The organism is Paraburkholderia steynii (assembly GCF_900100565.1).
Taxonomy (GTDB): domain Bacteria; phylum Pseudomonadota; class Gammaproteobacteria; order Burkholderiales; family Burkholderiaceae; genus Paraburkholderia; species Paraburkholderia terrae.
Window position 1 is genome coordinate 38,000 of the sequence record NZ_FNDI01000010.1, and the last position, 14,857, is coordinate 52,856.

The 14,857-nt window shown below is 64.8% G+C and carries 11 protein-coding genes; 4 read left to right on the top strand and 7 right to left on the bottom strand.

Annotation, left to right across the window (positions count from 1 at the left end; all coding sequences use genetic code 11):
- Nucleotides 1-53 precede the first annotated feature (53 nt).
- Together BLT65_RS19050 and BLT65_RS19055 are read right to left on the bottom strand one after the other, a co-directional pair.
- The gene (locus BLT65_RS19050; protein WP_091780224.1) at nt 54-1,121 is read right to left on the bottom strand and encodes a glycosyltransferase; all 1,068 of its coding nucleotides are present in this window, start codon (nt 1,119-1,121) and stop codon (nt 54-56) included.
- On the bottom strand, nt 1,121-2,368 hold the full coding sequence (locus tag BLT65_RS19055; RefSeq protein WP_091779929.1) for an oligosaccharide flippase family protein: 1,248 nt from the start codon (nt 2,366-2,368) through the stop codon (nt 1,121-1,123). Before BLT65_RS19055 ends, BLT65_RS19050 begins: the two co-directional genes overlap by 1 nt.
- A 323-nt stretch (nt 2,369-2,691) precedes the next feature.
- Here BLT65_RS19055 and BLT65_RS19060 point away from each other — a divergent pair, with 323 nt between their 5' ends.
- Entirely contained in the window at nt 2,692-3,951 is a 1,260-nt protein-coding gene (locus BLT65_RS19060; protein WP_091779932.1) for a glycosyltransferase, read from the top strand.
- 58 nt (nt 3,952-4,009) lie between these two features.
- Here BLT65_RS19060 and BLT65_RS19065 read toward each other — a convergent pair whose 3' ends face one another.
- Together BLT65_RS19065 and BLT65_RS19070 are read right to left on the bottom strand one after the other, a co-directional pair.
- Nucleotides 4,010-5,278: an acyltransferase family protein gene (locus tag BLT65_RS19065; protein WP_091779935.1), complete on the bottom strand. Its 1,269-nt coding sequence runs from the start codon at nt 5,276-5,278 to the stop codon at nt 4,010-4,012.
- 87 nt (nt 5,279-5,365) lie between these two features.
- Complete coding sequence (locus BLT65_RS19070; protein WP_091779938.1) at nt 5,366-6,511, bottom strand: acyltransferase family protein; 1,146 nt, start codon at nt 6,509-6,511, stop codon at nt 5,366-5,368.
- Nucleotides 6,512-6,900: 389 nt separating this feature from the next.
- Here BLT65_RS19070 and BLT65_RS19075 point away from each other — a divergent pair, with 389 nt between their 5' ends.
- Together BLT65_RS19075 and BLT65_RS19080 are read left to right on the top strand one after the other, a co-directional pair.
- Nucleotides 6,901-8,409: a hypothetical protein gene (locus BLT65_RS19075; RefSeq protein ID WP_091779941.1), complete on the top strand. Its 1,509-nt coding sequence runs from the start codon at nt 6,901-6,903 to the stop codon at nt 8,407-8,409.
- Between the two features lie 95 nt (nt 8,410-8,504).
- Nucleotides 8,505-9,752 carry a glycosyltransferase gene (locus BLT65_RS19080; RefSeq protein WP_081921152.1) on the top strand — a complete coding sequence of 416 codons (1,248 nt, stop codon included), beginning with the start codon at nt 8,505-8,507 and terminating at the stop codon, nt 9,750-9,752.
- Nucleotides 9,753-9,863: 111 nt separating this feature from the next.
- On the opposite strand, the gene BLT65_RS19085 is transcribed toward BLT65_RS19080, so the two are convergent.
- Nucleotides 9,864-11,609: an FAD-dependent oxidoreductase gene (locus BLT65_RS19085; RefSeq protein ID WP_042310658.1), complete on the bottom strand. Its 1,746-nt coding sequence runs from the start codon at nt 11,607-11,609 to the stop codon at nt 9,864-9,866.
- 255 nt (nt 11,610-11,864) lie between these two features.
- Entirely contained in the window at nt 11,865-12,476 is a 612-nt protein-coding gene (locus BLT65_RS19090; protein WP_244186530.1) for a DapH/DapD/GlmU-related protein, read from the bottom strand.
- Nucleotides 12,477-12,788: 312 nt separating this feature from the next.
- On the opposite strand from BLT65_RS19090, the gene BLT65_RS19095 reads away from it, so the two are divergent.
- Complete coding sequence (locus BLT65_RS19095; protein ID WP_091779947.1) at nt 12,789-13,406, top strand: hypothetical protein; 618 nt, start codon at nt 12,789-12,791, stop codon at nt 13,404-13,406.
- Between the two features lie 136 nt (nt 13,407-13,542).
- On the opposite strand, the gene BLT65_RS19100 is transcribed toward BLT65_RS19095, so the two are convergent.
- Entirely contained in the window at nt 13,543-14,850 is a 1,308-nt protein-coding gene (locus tag BLT65_RS19100) for a glycosyltransferase WbuB (protein ID WP_091779950.1), read from the bottom strand.
- Nucleotides 14,851-14,857: the final 7 nt, after the last annotated feature.

The following is a 14,857-nucleotide window of genomic DNA, read 5'->3' on the forward strand; positions in this document are numbered from 1 at the left end:
GGCCTCGAGCAAAGCCCACGCGGCGCCTTTTCATCCCGTCCCGAGCAGGAAACCTAAGCCCGCGCGCCGATCACCTGCTGCGCCACGGCCAGATAGCGCTGCGCCGTATCCTGCAGCGTCAAGCCTGCCAGCGACCTCGGCACCTTAGGCTGCGCCAGCGCGCCCAGCAGCGCGGCGGCATAGGCGGCCGTATCGTCGGTATCGACGAGTTGCACGCAAGGCAGCGTCTTCGCGAACTGGAACGGCGTGATCGTGCTCGCGACGACGGGTATCCCCGACGCCAACGCCTCCAGAAACGCAATGCTGTGCCCTTCCGAACGCGACGGCATCGCGAACACATTCGACGCGCGCAGCACGCCGCTCACGTCCGTATGCGGACCATCCACGCTCACCCGGCCTTCGAGCCCGAGCTTCTTCACCAGATCCTCGATCGCGGCCAGATAGGCCGGGTCTTCGACCACGCCGTACAACTGCAGCCGCACATCCGTCACCTGCGCCGCGACCTCGCGAAACGCATGCACCGTCTGCAACTGGTTCTTCACCGACGTGTACCGGCCGATCTGCACGATCTGCGGCGGCGTATCGCCTGAGCGCGGCCGGTCGTCGAATGCAAAGCGTGACATGTCGACGCCGTTCGGGATCATCGTCAACAGCGGATGCGAGCCGACGCAGTCCGTATAGTCCCGCAGGTTCGCGGGCGACACGCCGATCACCGCCCTCGCCCGCGACGACAGCACGCGCTCGACGTTGCGAAACAGCTTGCGCTCGAAGTCGTTGACGGCGGAATGCATCACGTAGATCACGGGCACCTTGCTCGGCAGCGCGCGCGCATAGAACGCGGGGATCGTCGCATGTGCGAACACGACGTCGGGCCGAAAGCGCCGCAGCACGCCCGCCAGATGCATCAGTTTGCCAGGCAGGCTTGGGCGCCTGGCCGGAAACACGCACTCGACGCCGTGGCTCGTCAGTTCGCGCGTGAACGGCGCGAAGTCGGGCCGCTCGGGCATCAGCGCGGTCACGCCGACCACGCTGCCGTCGCGCTGCTGATGTATCGCGAGATCCTTCGCCAGCACTTCGGCACCCGACAGACGCGGCTCCAGCACGAGATGAAGTATCCGCATCACATCACCTTCGCGGTGCGATAGATCATCCACGCGGCCGCCGAACTCAGGCCGACCGTCATCGCCCATGCGATACCCGTGACGCCCCAGTAATGCGTCGCTGGCGGCACGCATGCGAGCAGCACGAACACCTGAATCACCGACGCCTGCGTCGTCGCCTTCGCGTCGCCGACGGCCCGCAGATATGACACCAGCACCGCGATCAGCGCGCCGATCGCCATGTTGATCACGAAGATCTTGAAGAGCGGGACGGCGGGCAGCCAGGCCGGGCCGAGTATCAGCGCGAAGAGCCAGTGCGCCGCAAGCCGCAGCACGATCACGACCGCCACCAGCCCGAGCGCGATCACGCCGATATAGCGCCTGAAGAGCCGCGCGGCGGCATGCGGATCGGCGCGGTGGCGCGCGGCGAAGGTCGGAAACAGGTACTGCGACATCGCGATCGCGGCATCGGCGAGCAGCATCTGCGCGAGCCGCGACGACATCTGATACGCACCGAGTTGCGCGGGCCCGAGCAGCTTGCCGACCACCACCTTGTCGAACTGGTTGAGGATCAGATTGACGACGCTGCCCGCCCAGATCCAGCGGCTAAAACCAATGTAGTGGCCAATACCCGACCAGCGCAGGCGGATAGGCGGACGCGGTTTCATCGTGATCCACGTGAGCGTCGTCTTCAGCGACTCGCCGACGATCATCCCGAGCAGCACCGAGTACGCACCCGCGCCCGCCAGCGCGAGTGCCAGCCCGCAACAGCAGTCGAGGAAAGCCGCCGACACCTCGATGATCGCGACATGCTGGAAGCGCCGCTCGCGCTGCACGACGTAATACGCGGGCGACGCGATGCCGCGCAACAGCGGCAAAAGCGCGGCGAGCTGCAACAGCAGCAGCGCGCCGCCGAGATGGAACTGGCTGTTCATCAGCGGCGCGATCGCGACGAGCGCCACGCCGATGATCAGGCCGCGCGTCGCTAGCGTAGTCCAGACGGAGCCAAGTTCATCGCGTGACGGCGCGGCCTGCCCCTGGATCACCGCCTGCGAAAGGCCCGTATCCGACATGGCTTCCGCAATCGCGACGGCGAGCAGCGCGACGCTCACGCTGCCGATCGCTTCCGGTCCGAGAATGCGGCCGATCGCGAGAAACTTGACGGCAACGAGCCCGCGCATCAACACCTGCTGCAACAGCACCCATGTCGCTGCGCTCGAACCCAGGCCTGCCCTGAACGAAAACGCCGGTAGCCTCATCGTCCGCAATGTTTTTCTCCTTTGTCGACCCGAGTTAGCGCTTCAGCGCCTACTCTGATCCCATGCAAAGCTGTCGACCCAAGTTAGCGCTCTAGCGCCACCTCAACCCGTTGCACATGCCCATGCGCGCCGCAGACACAGCCTGTCCGCCGGCTCACGCACGCCGTCCCTCAAGGTAACCCGCCACACCCGCACACGGACGCCATCTGTCAGTCAGATTCGGCAACCCGCCCCCTCCGGCTGTCCGTTGTCGCCAAACAAATGGCGAAATTGTCGGTTCGCGCCGAATACGTAATGCTAAGGTGAACGCAAGGCTGCTCCTTAAGATCGCCATGGAACGTGCAACCCATCTCGTGTCAATCGAAGCCCCCATCGCCGATGCTGCGAGACTCGGCTATGTCGTCATCATTGAGCCCAATTTCACCGGGCATCGGTGGCGCTATGTCGAGTGGATCGCACAGGCCTGCCTCGAAGCCGGCCATCCCGTTCTCGTCGTGACCGAGAACTCGAACGAAGACCATCGCCTCGCCCGCGAGATCATGTTGGCAAGGCGCGAGGACCTGCAGATCGCCTTCGTCGACGCGGAAAGCCAGCGTCACAGCCGCGGCCTGAAGCGCATCAGCTACGCGCGGTTTCACGCGTATTTCAAGCTCGCCTACGACTCCGTCAAGCGCGCCGAACGCGTACGTCTCGTCGTCGTGCCGTATGTCGATTACTTCTTTCACGCGCTGCCGCTGCTCGGCTCGCCGTTCGGCAAGACGCCGTGGATCGCGATCACGATGCGCGCGACGTTCCATCATCGCAAGGTCGGTGTGCGCACGCCGGGACGGCCGCTCGTCAATACGCTGAAATCGCTGCTGTTTCGTCGCGCCGTCCATACGAGAGGGCTGCGCACGCTGCTGTCGATCGATCCGACACTGCCCGAATGGGTCGGCCGCGCGAAGCCGAAACATGGCGCGTCCGTCGAATACGTCGCCGATCCGTTCCCCGATGCGAAGGCCGAAGACCCCCTCGTCGCGCGCGAGCGTCTCGGGCTCGATCCCGCTGGCCGCTATCTGCTCGTCTACGGCTCGATCAGCGAGCGCAAGGGCATCTGCGAACTCACCGAAGCGCTCGCGGGCATGAAGGACGCGCCGACGCTCCTGCTCGCCGGCGAACAGGACCAGGAAGTGCGCGGCTTCATGCGGGCGTTCATTCCGATCCTGAAGCCCGCGCCCGTGATCCTTGATCAGTTCGTTTCGAACGAGATGGAGCGCGACCTGTTCTCCGCATGCGACGTCGTCTGGCTCGGCTACAAAGGCCACTACGGAATGAGCGGCGTGCTCGTGCAGGCCTATCGCTTCGACAAGCCCGTTGTCGCAACGAGCGACGGGCTGATCGGCTGGTTCTGCCGCGGCGGGCAACTCGGGCCGTGCCTCGACGACCTGTCGGCGGCATCGATCACGCAAGCGCTCGGCGAAGTTGCCGCGCAATGGCAGCGCGGCGAGAAGCATCAACGTCCGCTCGATCATCTGCTCGCGCGCAACACGCTCGGTCAATTCAAGGAAACGCTGCGCCAGGCGATCACGGCCGCTGTCGAAACGCGCGTCTGATACGGCGCGCGTATTGCAGCGGTGATCCCCCGCATCGGCATGCGTGCAGGCGCACCGCTCAATCCGACGTTTCGCTGCTCACCCGCTCGATCCGTTTCACGCGCGCGACGCGCGGCAGCAGCACCTGACGCGCCCATTGCGCGCAAGGCCGCTCGATGCGCGTCGCGCTGATCCGCGCGGCCACATAGCTCGCACAACACGCGAACACGGCAGCAATCGCGAAGCCGAGCACGGGCACGCGGTGATCGAGTGCATCGAGCGGCGTCTTCAACGCAACGCGCACGACCAGGATCACGACGAAGCTCCAGATATACAACCCGTAGCTGTTCTGCCCAAACGCGGCAACGATCCGCGCGCCCGGATAACGGCGCGGCAGTTGCGCGAGCAGCAGCAACAGCGCGGCCGCTGCGCACGCGGCGACCGTCGGCGCGAGCCAGTGCGCGAGGCCAAGCCCCGAACCCGTCGCGTACAGCAGCGCGAGCAGCACTGCACAAGCGGCGACCGTACACGCGATGCCGAACATCGACAGCTTCATGCCGTCGCGTAACAGAAGCCGCTTGCCATAGCGCGCGAGCACGAAGCCGATGACGAAGCATGGCAGTTGTGTCGGCGGCCAGTAATAGATGAACGAATTGTTCTCGACGGTGCAGGCGTCGTCGGCGCAGGCGCCCGCCGTCAGCGCCACCGCGCTGATCACCAGCAACGCCAGCGACGTACGCCACAAGCCGCGCCGCGTGCGCGTCGCGATGAAGATGAGCGGCGCGAACAGATAGAAGGACATCTCCACGCCAATCGACCAGCCGCCCGGCACCACAGTATTGACGGCGCTCGGCACCCACGCATGGATGAAGACGAGATTCGCCACGACGTCGCTAACGCCATGCGCCGCCGTGACCTGCGTATCGAATCGTCCCGCCAGATGATTGCCGAGCGAATACACGGCAATCGCAACGTAATACAGCGGCGCGATGCGAAAGAAGCGCTTGACGTAGAAGCGTCGCGCGATCAGCGAGCGGTCGTCGCCGAAGCGTTTCGTTTCGGCTTCGAGTGTCAGCATGATCGTCACGGCGCTGATGACGAAGAACAGCTGCACGCCGTATTGCCCCATATCCGACACGGCCTGCAGCCACGTAGGCAGCGCGGGCATGAAGAGCGCGAGATGCACGAGAATCACGCCGACGATGGCGAGCGCGCGTCCGGCGTCGAGTGCGGCGACGCGAGCTTCGTCGTGCGCCGCAGTCTTCGTGACGGACGCACTCGTTGCCGTGGTGACCACGCAGCGGTCACCGATACGGTCAAGCCATGTCAGCGTTCCTGTGAAGCTCACGCAAATCCTCCCCTTGCGAGCCGGATGCTTCGCCCGCCTGCGCGCACGCGACGCGTGCAACATGCTGCAGCAATGAATGGGCCGGAATCAGGACAGCTGCCCGCCGACGGGCATTTCTTCGCGCACCGACGCGTTGCGTTTAGCCGGGAACAGCGCATTGCGCAGCCGCAGGAACGGATACTCGACAGCGCGCGTCATCACGTAACCCGCGATGATCGCGACGGCAGCCTGCGCGGCCAGCGCGACGAACCAGATCGCGGCGGGCGGCAAGCCAAGTGCCGTCGCCTTGCGGATCACGATGTCGCCGGGCGCGAGCGCGAGCGAATGCCACAGGTAGATGCCGTACGAGTACACGCCAAGCCACGCAACCGCGCGGTACACGCGCGAATCGCGCACCTTGCCCGAGTGCTCGAGCATCAGCACGATGAACGCGCAAAAGCCGATTGCCTGAATCGTATAGCCGATGCTCTCATCGAGCGGCTCGTGCTTCGTCGCGAGCACGAGCCATGCGACCAGCACGGCCACCACTGCCAGCAGCCAGCCGGTCCGCTTCGCGATGCCCTGATAGACATCGGGCTTCATCCAGTAGATCGCGGCGAGAATCACGCCGTACAGCAAACTGTCGATCCGGTACTGCGTATAGAAGAACGCTGCCTGCAAATCGCCGCCCGCGACTTCCAGGCAACGCGCGATCAGCACGATCACGCAGATCCCGCCCAGCACGCTGATGATCGAGCCGGCGCGCATCTTCCAGCGCGCGAACAGCAGCAGCAAGGCGGGCAGAAAGAGATAGAAGTGCTCTTCGACGGCGAGGCTCCATGTCTGCGAGATCGACGTGCCGAAGTAGTTCTGCAAGTGTGTCAGGTTCTGCCAGAGGAACGTGTCCAGCGGATGGCGGCCGACAATCGAATGAAACAGGATCAGCACGTAGTAAGCGGGCCAGATCTTGAACATCCGCCGCACGATAAAGCGCCACGCGTCGACGTGGCCCTTCTCCGCGTACTGCCGCAGCAGCAGCCCGCCGACGAGAAAGCCACTCAGCGTAAAGAACAGGTTCACGCCCTCGCGGCCGAAGTTCTTCAGCGGATACTCGATGATCGAGATCAGCGCGCTGCCCGTGTGATTCACATGAAAGTGGTAGCCCATCACCGCGATGATCGCGATGCCGCGCACGAAGTCGAGTTCGACCGACCTGCCTCGCATCATCGATTGCGCGCTGCCGAATAGCTTCATGCCTGTTCCCCTTCGACGTCGTTTGCTAGTCTTGATTGTGAGCCGCCACGCGGAGAGCCACTGCCTCGCTCGTGCCTTGAGTGACCTGGCGCATTCAATGCATGCAGGCATGCGTCGACGGGCACTTTTCGCACGATATTCCAACCATGTTGCTTGCTCGCCCGCGCACCCGTACGCCAAGTTGCTGCCCTTATCGGACAGCCTGGCCGCGCGTGCCGAACCGTCTGACCAGACGCTTTTGGCGCATCGTTTGACCCCGCCAGAACCCAGGCGTATTACGCCTGTGCCGGACTTCACGCCAGGCGCTCCATTTATATTCAGACTGAACAGTGGCGCGCGTCGCCCTGCCACGATGAAGATATCGCACCGCACCGGGAGAGGGAGAATCGATGCGCAACAAGTACGCTACGTTGTGGATCTGGATGTGCTTGTGTCCACTCGCGCTCGACTACAAGGCACCGGACGCGGATTCGGGCCACGCCGCGCAGATCCTGCTCGTCGCGCCGACTTTCGCTGCCGCGCTCGCGCTGATCTTCATCGCGCCGCGCTTTCGCGAAGCGTCTCCGTTGCGCCGGTTCGTCACGCTTTGCCTCGTGCTGAGCGTGCCCGGCAGCCTGATCGCGCAATTCGTGCAAGGCAACGATTTCGGCAACTATCTGCGCGTCGTGTTGCCGTTTCTGCTGTTTCTGCTCGGCTACGCGATGGCCTGCCATCCTTGGGCTGAAAACCGCATCGGGCAGATGGAAAAGGCCCTTTTCTGGGCGAACCTCATCTGTCTGGTCTTCACGTTCGTGTTCGGCATTGCGACGGGCGGCGGAATGGGCGGCATCGCCGACGTGCGCTTTCGTATCGTCTCGGTGACGCTGCTCGGCCTGCAAGGCGTGCTGCTGCACGAATTCGTGCTCGCGCGGCGCTTTTCGCCGTTCATGCTCGCGGTGTTTCTCGGCACGGTGCTCGTCGAGCTGTTGAGCGTGACTCGCAGTCTGCTGGTCGGCACGGTGCTGCTGTTCATGATGGCCGCGTGGATGAGCGCGCCGTCGCTGCGTTACCTGCTGCGCTCGGCCATCCGTACGTTTATCGTGAGTATCGTGCTCGGCGCGATGGGCGCGCTCGCCGTGCTGAGCATGCCGTCCGTCAGCGAGCACTGGATGCAGCGCTTCACGGCGGCCTCCAATACGCAGACGGGCAAAGACCCGACGACCATCACGCGTCTTGCCGAAATCAAGGATCAGTTCGACCAGGTCACCTCGTCGACGCAATCGCTGCTGCTCGGCGAGGGCTACGGCCATTACTACCGCTATTCGCCGCAATATCTGCCTGATCTCGCGGGACAGATCAGCGAGAAGGATTTCTACGCGATCCGCGAATGGGCGGCGGGCCACAACTTCTGGATCTATCAGCTGTTCGCGGGCGGCCTGCTGTTCGGCCTCGCGCTGCCGCTCGCGGTGCTGGTGACGCTGGCGCACTGCACGCTCGCTTACCGACGATGGCGCGCGAAAAGTCCCGGTGCGCCACTTTTGCCCGTGTTTGGCCGCTCGCTCCTGCTGCTCGCCGCGCTGCCTGCCCAGTCGATCGGCGGCAATCCACTCGGGCCGCGTTTCTCGGGACTCGTATTCGGCGTCGCGCTCGGTTTGACCGTCGCGACGTATTGCCGTTTGCATCGACAACTGGACGCAAAGGCGCGCTTGAGAGTCGAGCCCGTGACGCCGCCGCCATCGGCGCGCGCAACAGCCGTCGCGCAGAAACCGCCGACGCAACCGCCCGTCCAGCCACCCCGCCCAGCGCCGTTCGCGTCGGCTGCCGCGCGAGGCTCGCTGAAAGACGCAACAGGGTCAGAACCGTACGACGCAGACCGCACACGCGATCTGCGTCAGCGAGGCATGCCGGCGTCCGCGTGACGTGCGCTGCGGCGCATGTCGTGCATCACGCGGATTGCCTCGTTTCATCGCCCGGCTGCGCCGGTCCTTTTCGCACTACGCCGTGTTATTCGCCAATGAAAATTCTTCATCTACTTTCGACAGTCGACCCGCGGGCAGGCGGACCGACTGAAGGTGTACGACAGAGCGGCGTCGCGATGGCGTCGCTGGGTCACGAGGTCGAGGTTGCGTCGCTCGATGCCGCCGATGCGCCGCATGTTCGCGACTTCCCGTTGCCCGTGCATGCGCTCGGTCCAGGCCGCAACTACTACGGCTTCACACCCGATTTCGTGCCGTGGCTCAGCCGCGAGGCGCAGCGCTTCGACGCCGTGATCGTGCATGGACTGTGGCAATACCATGGCTTCGGCGCCTGGCGCGCGCTGCGCGCGTCGAAGGTGCCGTACTACGTGTACACGCACGGCATGCTCGACCCGTATTTCAAGCGCACGTACCCGCTCAAGCATCTGAAGAAGTGGGCGTACTGGCCGTGGGCCGAATATCGCGTGCTGCGCGACGCGGCCGCTGTGATCTTCACGACGGAAGAAGAGCGGCTGCTCGCGCGGCAGTCGTTCTGGCTGTATCGCGCGAACGAACGCGTCGTGCCGTTCGGCACCAACGCTCCGCCGCCGCATGCACAGGCGCTGCGCGAAGCGTTCCTGAGCACTTATCCGGCCCTGCGCGGCAAGCGGATCGTGCTGTTTCTCGGGCGCATCCACGAAAAGAAGGGCTGCGATCTGCTGATTCACGCGTTCGCCGATCACGCGCAGCGCGACCCCGAGGCGCATCTCGTGATTGCGGGTCCCGATGCAACGGGCTGGCAGCGGCCACTGCAGGCGCTCGCGCGCTCGTGCGGGATCGAGGAACGAATTGCGTGGCCGGGCATGCTGCAGGGCGATCTGAAATGGGGCGCCTTCTATGCGAGCGATGTGTTCGCGCTGCCGTCGCATCAGGAGAACTTTGGCGTGGCCGTGGCGGAGGCGTTGGCGTGCGGTCTGCCCGTGCTGCTGTCGGACAAGGTCGGCGTGTGGCGCGAAGTGGAAAACGACCACGCGGGCTTCGTGTCGAGCGACACGATCAACGGCACGCAGCGCAATCTGCTGAACTGGCATTCGCTCGATGCAGCCGCGAAGGGGAACATGCGCGAGCAGGCGCGCAGGACGTTTGACGCGCGCTTCGGTATCGAAAGCATGATCGATTCGTTGACTGCGCTGCTGCAACCTCAGCCCGCCGTTGCGCCTCGCGCCGCCGATCAGCAGTCGCCGCAGAATACGCCTGGTGCGATGCCGAGGAAGGTGCCGGCGCAGAGGGAGCCGTCGGTGAATTGAGTCTGCTTTGCGCCTTCGCACACGTTGCGAAGGCGTACAAAGAAAAATCCCGCGATGTGCATCGCGGGATTTTTTATTGCTGCGTGTCTGTCTTCGCGGGTAGCGAAGCCCTCACATCGCCTCATTCCCCCCAGCCCGCACCAGTGATTGCGCTGCGATCGGCAGCTTGCCCAGTTCGGCATTCGACACGCCAAACCGCATGCTCCCGGCCGCCTCGCCGATCGGCAGAATCGTCGCCGTGTCGGGCTTGCCGAGCCGCTGCGCGAGATGCTCGCCCAGCCGCAACGCAAGCGCCGAAATCGTGATCGTCGGAAAGTTTGCACCGACTGTCGGAAACACCGAGCTTCCTGCAACATACAGATTGCTCACGCCATGCATCTTGCAGTCGCGATCGACGACGCCTTCACGCGGTGAATCGTGCATCCGTGTCGTGCCCATGTGATGCCACGTGCCTTCGAGCTTCGCCGGCAACGACGCGCGGCCTTCGAGCGGCTCGTCGAGTTCGACCTCGGCGACGCCCATCATCTTCAGTTCGTCGGCGAGCAGCTGGAAGGTGCGGTCGAACGTGCGCTGCACCAGCTCCGTGAGCCGCCAGTCGACTTTCACGCGCGGCAGGCCCAGCGCGTCCTTGCGATCGGACAGCGTGACGCGGCTGTCGCGGTTCGGCTCTGCTTCGACGATCGCCTGCAGCTTCACGTCCGAGATCAGCGCGCGCAACTGCAGCAGACGCGTGAGACCGAAGCCGACGGTATCGACGGGATGCGCGGCCATCGTCAAATAATCGTCGCGCGCGACGCGGCCCGGCTGTTCCTTGCGATGCAGCGCCTCGCGGCAGCGGATCAACGCCTCCGATCCCGCACTGCCTTCGCCAAAGAAACGCGAGAAGAACCAGACGCGCGAATTGAGCAGCTTCTCGCGCTTGATGACGTCGTGCGTCAGCGCGAACTGCGACGAGATATGCGTGCCGTGCGCGGCGACGGCGGCATTCTGATAGTGATACTTGATGTCGTACAGCTTGTTGCGCGACCACTCCTTCGTGAACTTCACCGTGCCCGTCATCAGGCGCGGATGGTCCATGAAGAAGCGGCCCACCAGATCGTGTCCGTTGCCGAGACCCGCCGCCTGCACCTTGTTCGACGCGAGCAGCAGCCGCGCGTTTTCGATACCGCCCGTCGCCAGCACGAACACCTTGGCGTTCACACGAAAGCGCTTGCCCGTGAGCGTCGCGACGTCGACACCCGTGACTTCGGACGCCTGCGCATCCGAATCGATATTCACGACGTTCGCATGCAGGAACACGCGCACGCGGTCCGAGCGCCGCAATACCTCGCGATACACCTTGCCGAAGCGCACGGGCGGGCTGAACTGCGAAACGGTGTCGCGCACGTTGCCCGACATCATCGGATAGCGGCGCACGTCGTGCCGGTTGATCTGCTGCTCCCACCACGCGGGATCGAAATTGTGCGGGCCGAGCTTGAGCAGCGCATGGGTGCGCAGATAGTACGGCGCGAGCTCTTCGAGACCGAACGGCCAGCCGCTATGCGCGACCCAATCCTTCTTGTCGAAGTCCCACGGATCGAGCGGACGGCACCAGCCGCCCCAGCAATTGCTGCTGCCACCGAGATAGCGGCTGCGGCAGCCGTCCGCAAAGGCGTACGGAATGCCGACGTTCTCGCCGCGATAGAGATCGCGCGTTTCGTCGTCGGCCTTGTAGCCGCCGCTTTCGAGCACGCAGCAGTCGATGCCCGCGCGTTCCAGTTCCATCGCGAGCGTGATACCCGCGACGCCTGCCCCGATGATGCATACCGTCGTCGACACAGCGACGCCCTGCTCGACACTGCGGGTATCGATAAACATCCCCTGCTCCCAGCTTGTGTTCTGTTCGTACCTTGTACGGACGCGTCCAGCTTCGTCCGTTCTGGCCCCCCGCCGCGCACGCGAGCCAGGCTCGTCATGCGTCAACGCCCTGTGGGTTTGCACGAGCGCGGCGCCTGCGCACGCATACTGTATTCCCGCGCCAGCCAGTGCTTACGTAGGATGATGGCTCCGCGTAAGGCAGTTCATCCGCCAACTTCGCGCTTCCGGCAGACAGAACCATGCATCCGATGACCGTTATGCGGGCCCTCCCACGTCAGTATCGAAGCGCTTGCGAATAAAGCGGCAAGGATTGCCGCCATACACGCCTTCCGCGTCGAGCGAGCGGTGTACGACGGATAGCGGGGTCACGACAGCCGAGCGGCCAATCGTCACGCCCATCTGCACGACGCACTTCGACGAAATCCACGCGCCGTCCTCGATGACGATCGGCGCGACGCGCAAATCCATGTTGGTTCGCATCTCATGCGAGCCCGCGCTCAGAAAGCTTCCTTGCGATATGCAGACATTCGAGCCGATGTGAATCGGCGCCTGGTTGTAGAGCCACACGTCGACGCCGAACCAGCAGTTGTCGCCCACGGTGAGATTCCACGGCGCCTTCACCCGCACGGGATGCACGAAGCGGCAGTTCGCGCCGATCTTCGCGCCGAACAGCCGCAGCAGCGCCACGCGTGCCGACGACACGGGCAGCAGCTTGTTGTTGATCACACACGCTTCGATGAAAAACCAGATCAGCTCGGTCAGAAAGCCGCGCGACGCGACGTAGTTGCCCTTGCCCGCCAGGCTCAGGTCGATCACGCGGCCCGGCGCAGAGGGCGGAGTGTGCGGCGCGGCATGCGGGTCGTTCATGCTCGCTGCCCGACCGTCCGCGGCCCGACCGTCTGCGGCCCGACCGTCCGCGGCCCGTTCAATCGTGGAGCTGATCGTGTTATCCATAGTCTTCTCCCGTCGATGAACGCGCCTCGCCGTCCGTCCGGTACTTCGGCCTTTGTATCCGCACTTTGTATCCACATGGCGCGCCTTGTCCTGATCGATTATCTGGTCCTTGCGTGCTGATGGACGGCCGCTGTCCGCGCCGTGCGGAGTTTTGGCGGATCGAAGCAGAGTGTCCGTATCACCATGGCAGCATGGCTTCATGACGTTTGCAGGAGGAAGACGACAATGGCTGCTCATCTTCGCTCGCGGCAACGCCCGGCGCGCGTGCATCCGTTGCGCGTCGGACTGCGTTCGCGGGCGCTGTTGCTGGCCGCCGCGCTGGCGTCGGCGCTCGCGCTGATGCCGCACGCGCACGCCCAGGACAACCCGGCGCAAGGCAACGGCCAGAATGCCGCCGCGCCCAAGGGCAACGGCAACGCCAATTCCAATGGCGCGCCGGCCCGCAAAACGGCTTCGCAGCGCTCGCAGGAGGACGCACAGCGTCTGCTCGGCGGTCCGTCGGCGTCGCTCGGCGGCTATGACCCCGGCGGCGCAACACCCGATTCGCAACGCGATGCGCTGCTCAACAGCGAGCGCATGCGCGTCGCCAAGCCCAACACGCAGGCGATGGGCGGCCCCAGTGCCGCTGGCGGCGGCGCGGCGCCCGCGGCTGGCGGCGCGATCCGGCGTCCCGCGCGGGGCGCGGCAGGAGGCGGCGGCGCAGCCGATAACGGTGGCGCGGCAGGTGCCGCAGCACAACGCGCCGCAGCCGTGAATGCTGCCAACGCAGGCGGCGGCACCACGGTGTACAGCAGCCCGTATAGCGAGCGCGCGGGCCGTGAAGTATTCAAATCGCCCTGGTGAATCAGGCACTGCCTCGGCCAACCCCCGAGCGCATCTGCCAATCAGTCCGACGACGCGATAAACCGAAGGCCGCATGCGAACCGCCAAGCACGGTTCGTATGCGGCCTTTCATCCCTCTCCGCGCAGTTGACGCGCGTCACTCCACTTCCGACTCCTCAACCCGCGCCGACAAGATGGGCCCGTTCGCCTTTGGCGCCGCCACCGGTTTCGCACCCGGGACCGCGGCACCCGTCAGCAGAGCGAGGCGCGTATCGAGCGTGAGCAGCGTCGAAAGCGGCGACAGCATCTTCTCCGCGTAACGCCGCCCCGCCGCGCCGATGGCAGCGCGCCGCGCACCGTCTTCGGCGAGCGTCGCGATGGCGTCGACGAGTTCGCCTGTGTCCTCGGGCGACACGATCATGCCGTTGTTCGCGACGGCTTCGTAGAGCGCCGTGCCGGGGCGCGCCATCGCGATCACCGCGCCGCCGCTCGCGAGCATGCCCGTCAGCTTCGATGGCATCACGAGATCGGCCGCATCGCCGCGCTGGGGCAGCACGTGGATATCGGCGACATTCAACAACTCGTTCAGCGACGAGGCCGGCTGCAACGGCAGGAACCGGCAGTTGGGCAAACCCTCACAACGCTTGACGAGATCGTCCCGCGCCGCGCCGTTGCCGCAGAACACGAAGGTGATGTCGTCGCGCGCAGCAAGCGCGCGGGCTGCGTCCGCCAGCGTTTCGAGACCCTGCTTCGCGCCCATGTTGCCCGAGTACAGCACGACCGTATTGGTGGCGGGGATGCCGAGCGTCTGGCGGTATTCGCTCACGCGGCCAAGCGGAAAGATGTCGCGCGTGTCGACCCAGTTGGGCAGAAATTCGGTTTTGTCCGCGTCGACGCCCTTGCCGACCGCGCGCTCGACCATCTGGTTCGTGATCGACGACACGACGTCGAAACGCTTCAGGACGAGCCGCTCGATCCCGTATGCGATGCGCGCAGCGCGTGCGCTTTTCAGCAGGCCGAGATCGAAGGCAGCATCGACTTCGTAGTCCTGGACATGCAGCCACGCTTTCGCGCCCGTCACGCGCGCGAGCGCCAGCGCGCCCGGCGCGCAGGCCATCGTGGGCGCGATCAGCATCACTGCGCCCGGGCGCCATGTGACTTGCCTCGCGAGCAGCGGCAGCGACGACAGAGCGAACGATGCGAGATGCAGCATCCGCTTCAGGCCGCTTGGCTTCGGAGGCACCCACAACGGCGCGCGCCAGATGTGTACGCCACGCATGATGTCGCGTCGATAGCGCCACATAGAGTAGCCGCTCGCGACCTTCCAGTCCGGATAGTACGGCGGCGCGCACACGACGCGCACTTCATGACCGCACTCCGCCAGCATCTGCGCCATTTCGGCCGTGTACTTGCCCGCGCCCGAAAGCTCAGGCGCGTAGTTGAGACCATAGATCAAGATCTTCATGTTTGAC

What these genes read in the sequence shown, in the direction of transcription:
- BLT65_RS19050 (WP_091780224.1), bottom strand. Translation starts at nt 1,121, where the DNA reads ATGCGGATACTTCATCTCGTGCTGGAGCCGCGTCTGTCGGGTGCCGAA.
- BLT65_RS19060 (WP_091779932.1), top strand. Translation starts at nt 2,692, where the DNA reads ATGGAACGTGCAACCCATCTCGTGTCAATCGAAGCCCCCATCGCCGAT.
- BLT65_RS19070 (WP_091779938.1), bottom strand. Translation starts at nt 6,511, where the DNA reads ATGAAGCTATTCGGCAGCGCGCAATCGATGATGCGAGGCAGGTCGGTC.
- BLT65_RS19075 (WP_091779941.1), top strand. Translation starts at nt 6,901, where the DNA reads ATGCGCAACAAGTACGCTACGTTGTGGATCTGGATGTGCTTGTGTCCA.
- BLT65_RS19080 (WP_081921152.1), top strand. Translation starts at nt 8,505, where the DNA reads ATGAAAATTCTTCATCTACTTTCGACAGTCGACCCGCGGGCAGGCGGA.
- BLT65_RS19085 (WP_042310658.1), bottom strand. Translation starts at nt 11,609, where the DNA reads ATGTTTATCGATACCCGCAGTGTCGAGCAGGGCGTCGCTGTGTCGACG.
- BLT65_RS19090 (WP_244186530.1), bottom strand. Translation starts at nt 12,476, where the DNA reads ATGAACGACCCGCATGCCGCGCCGCACACTCCGCCCTCTGCGCCGGGC.
- BLT65_RS19095 (WP_091779947.1), top strand. Translation starts at nt 12,789, where the DNA reads ATGGCTGCTCATCTTCGCTCGCGGCAACGCCCGGCGCGCGTGCATCCG.
- BLT65_RS19100 (WP_091779950.1), bottom strand. Translation starts at nt 14,850, where the DNA reads ATGAAGATCTTGATCTATGGTCTCAACTACGCGCCTGAGCTTTCGGGC.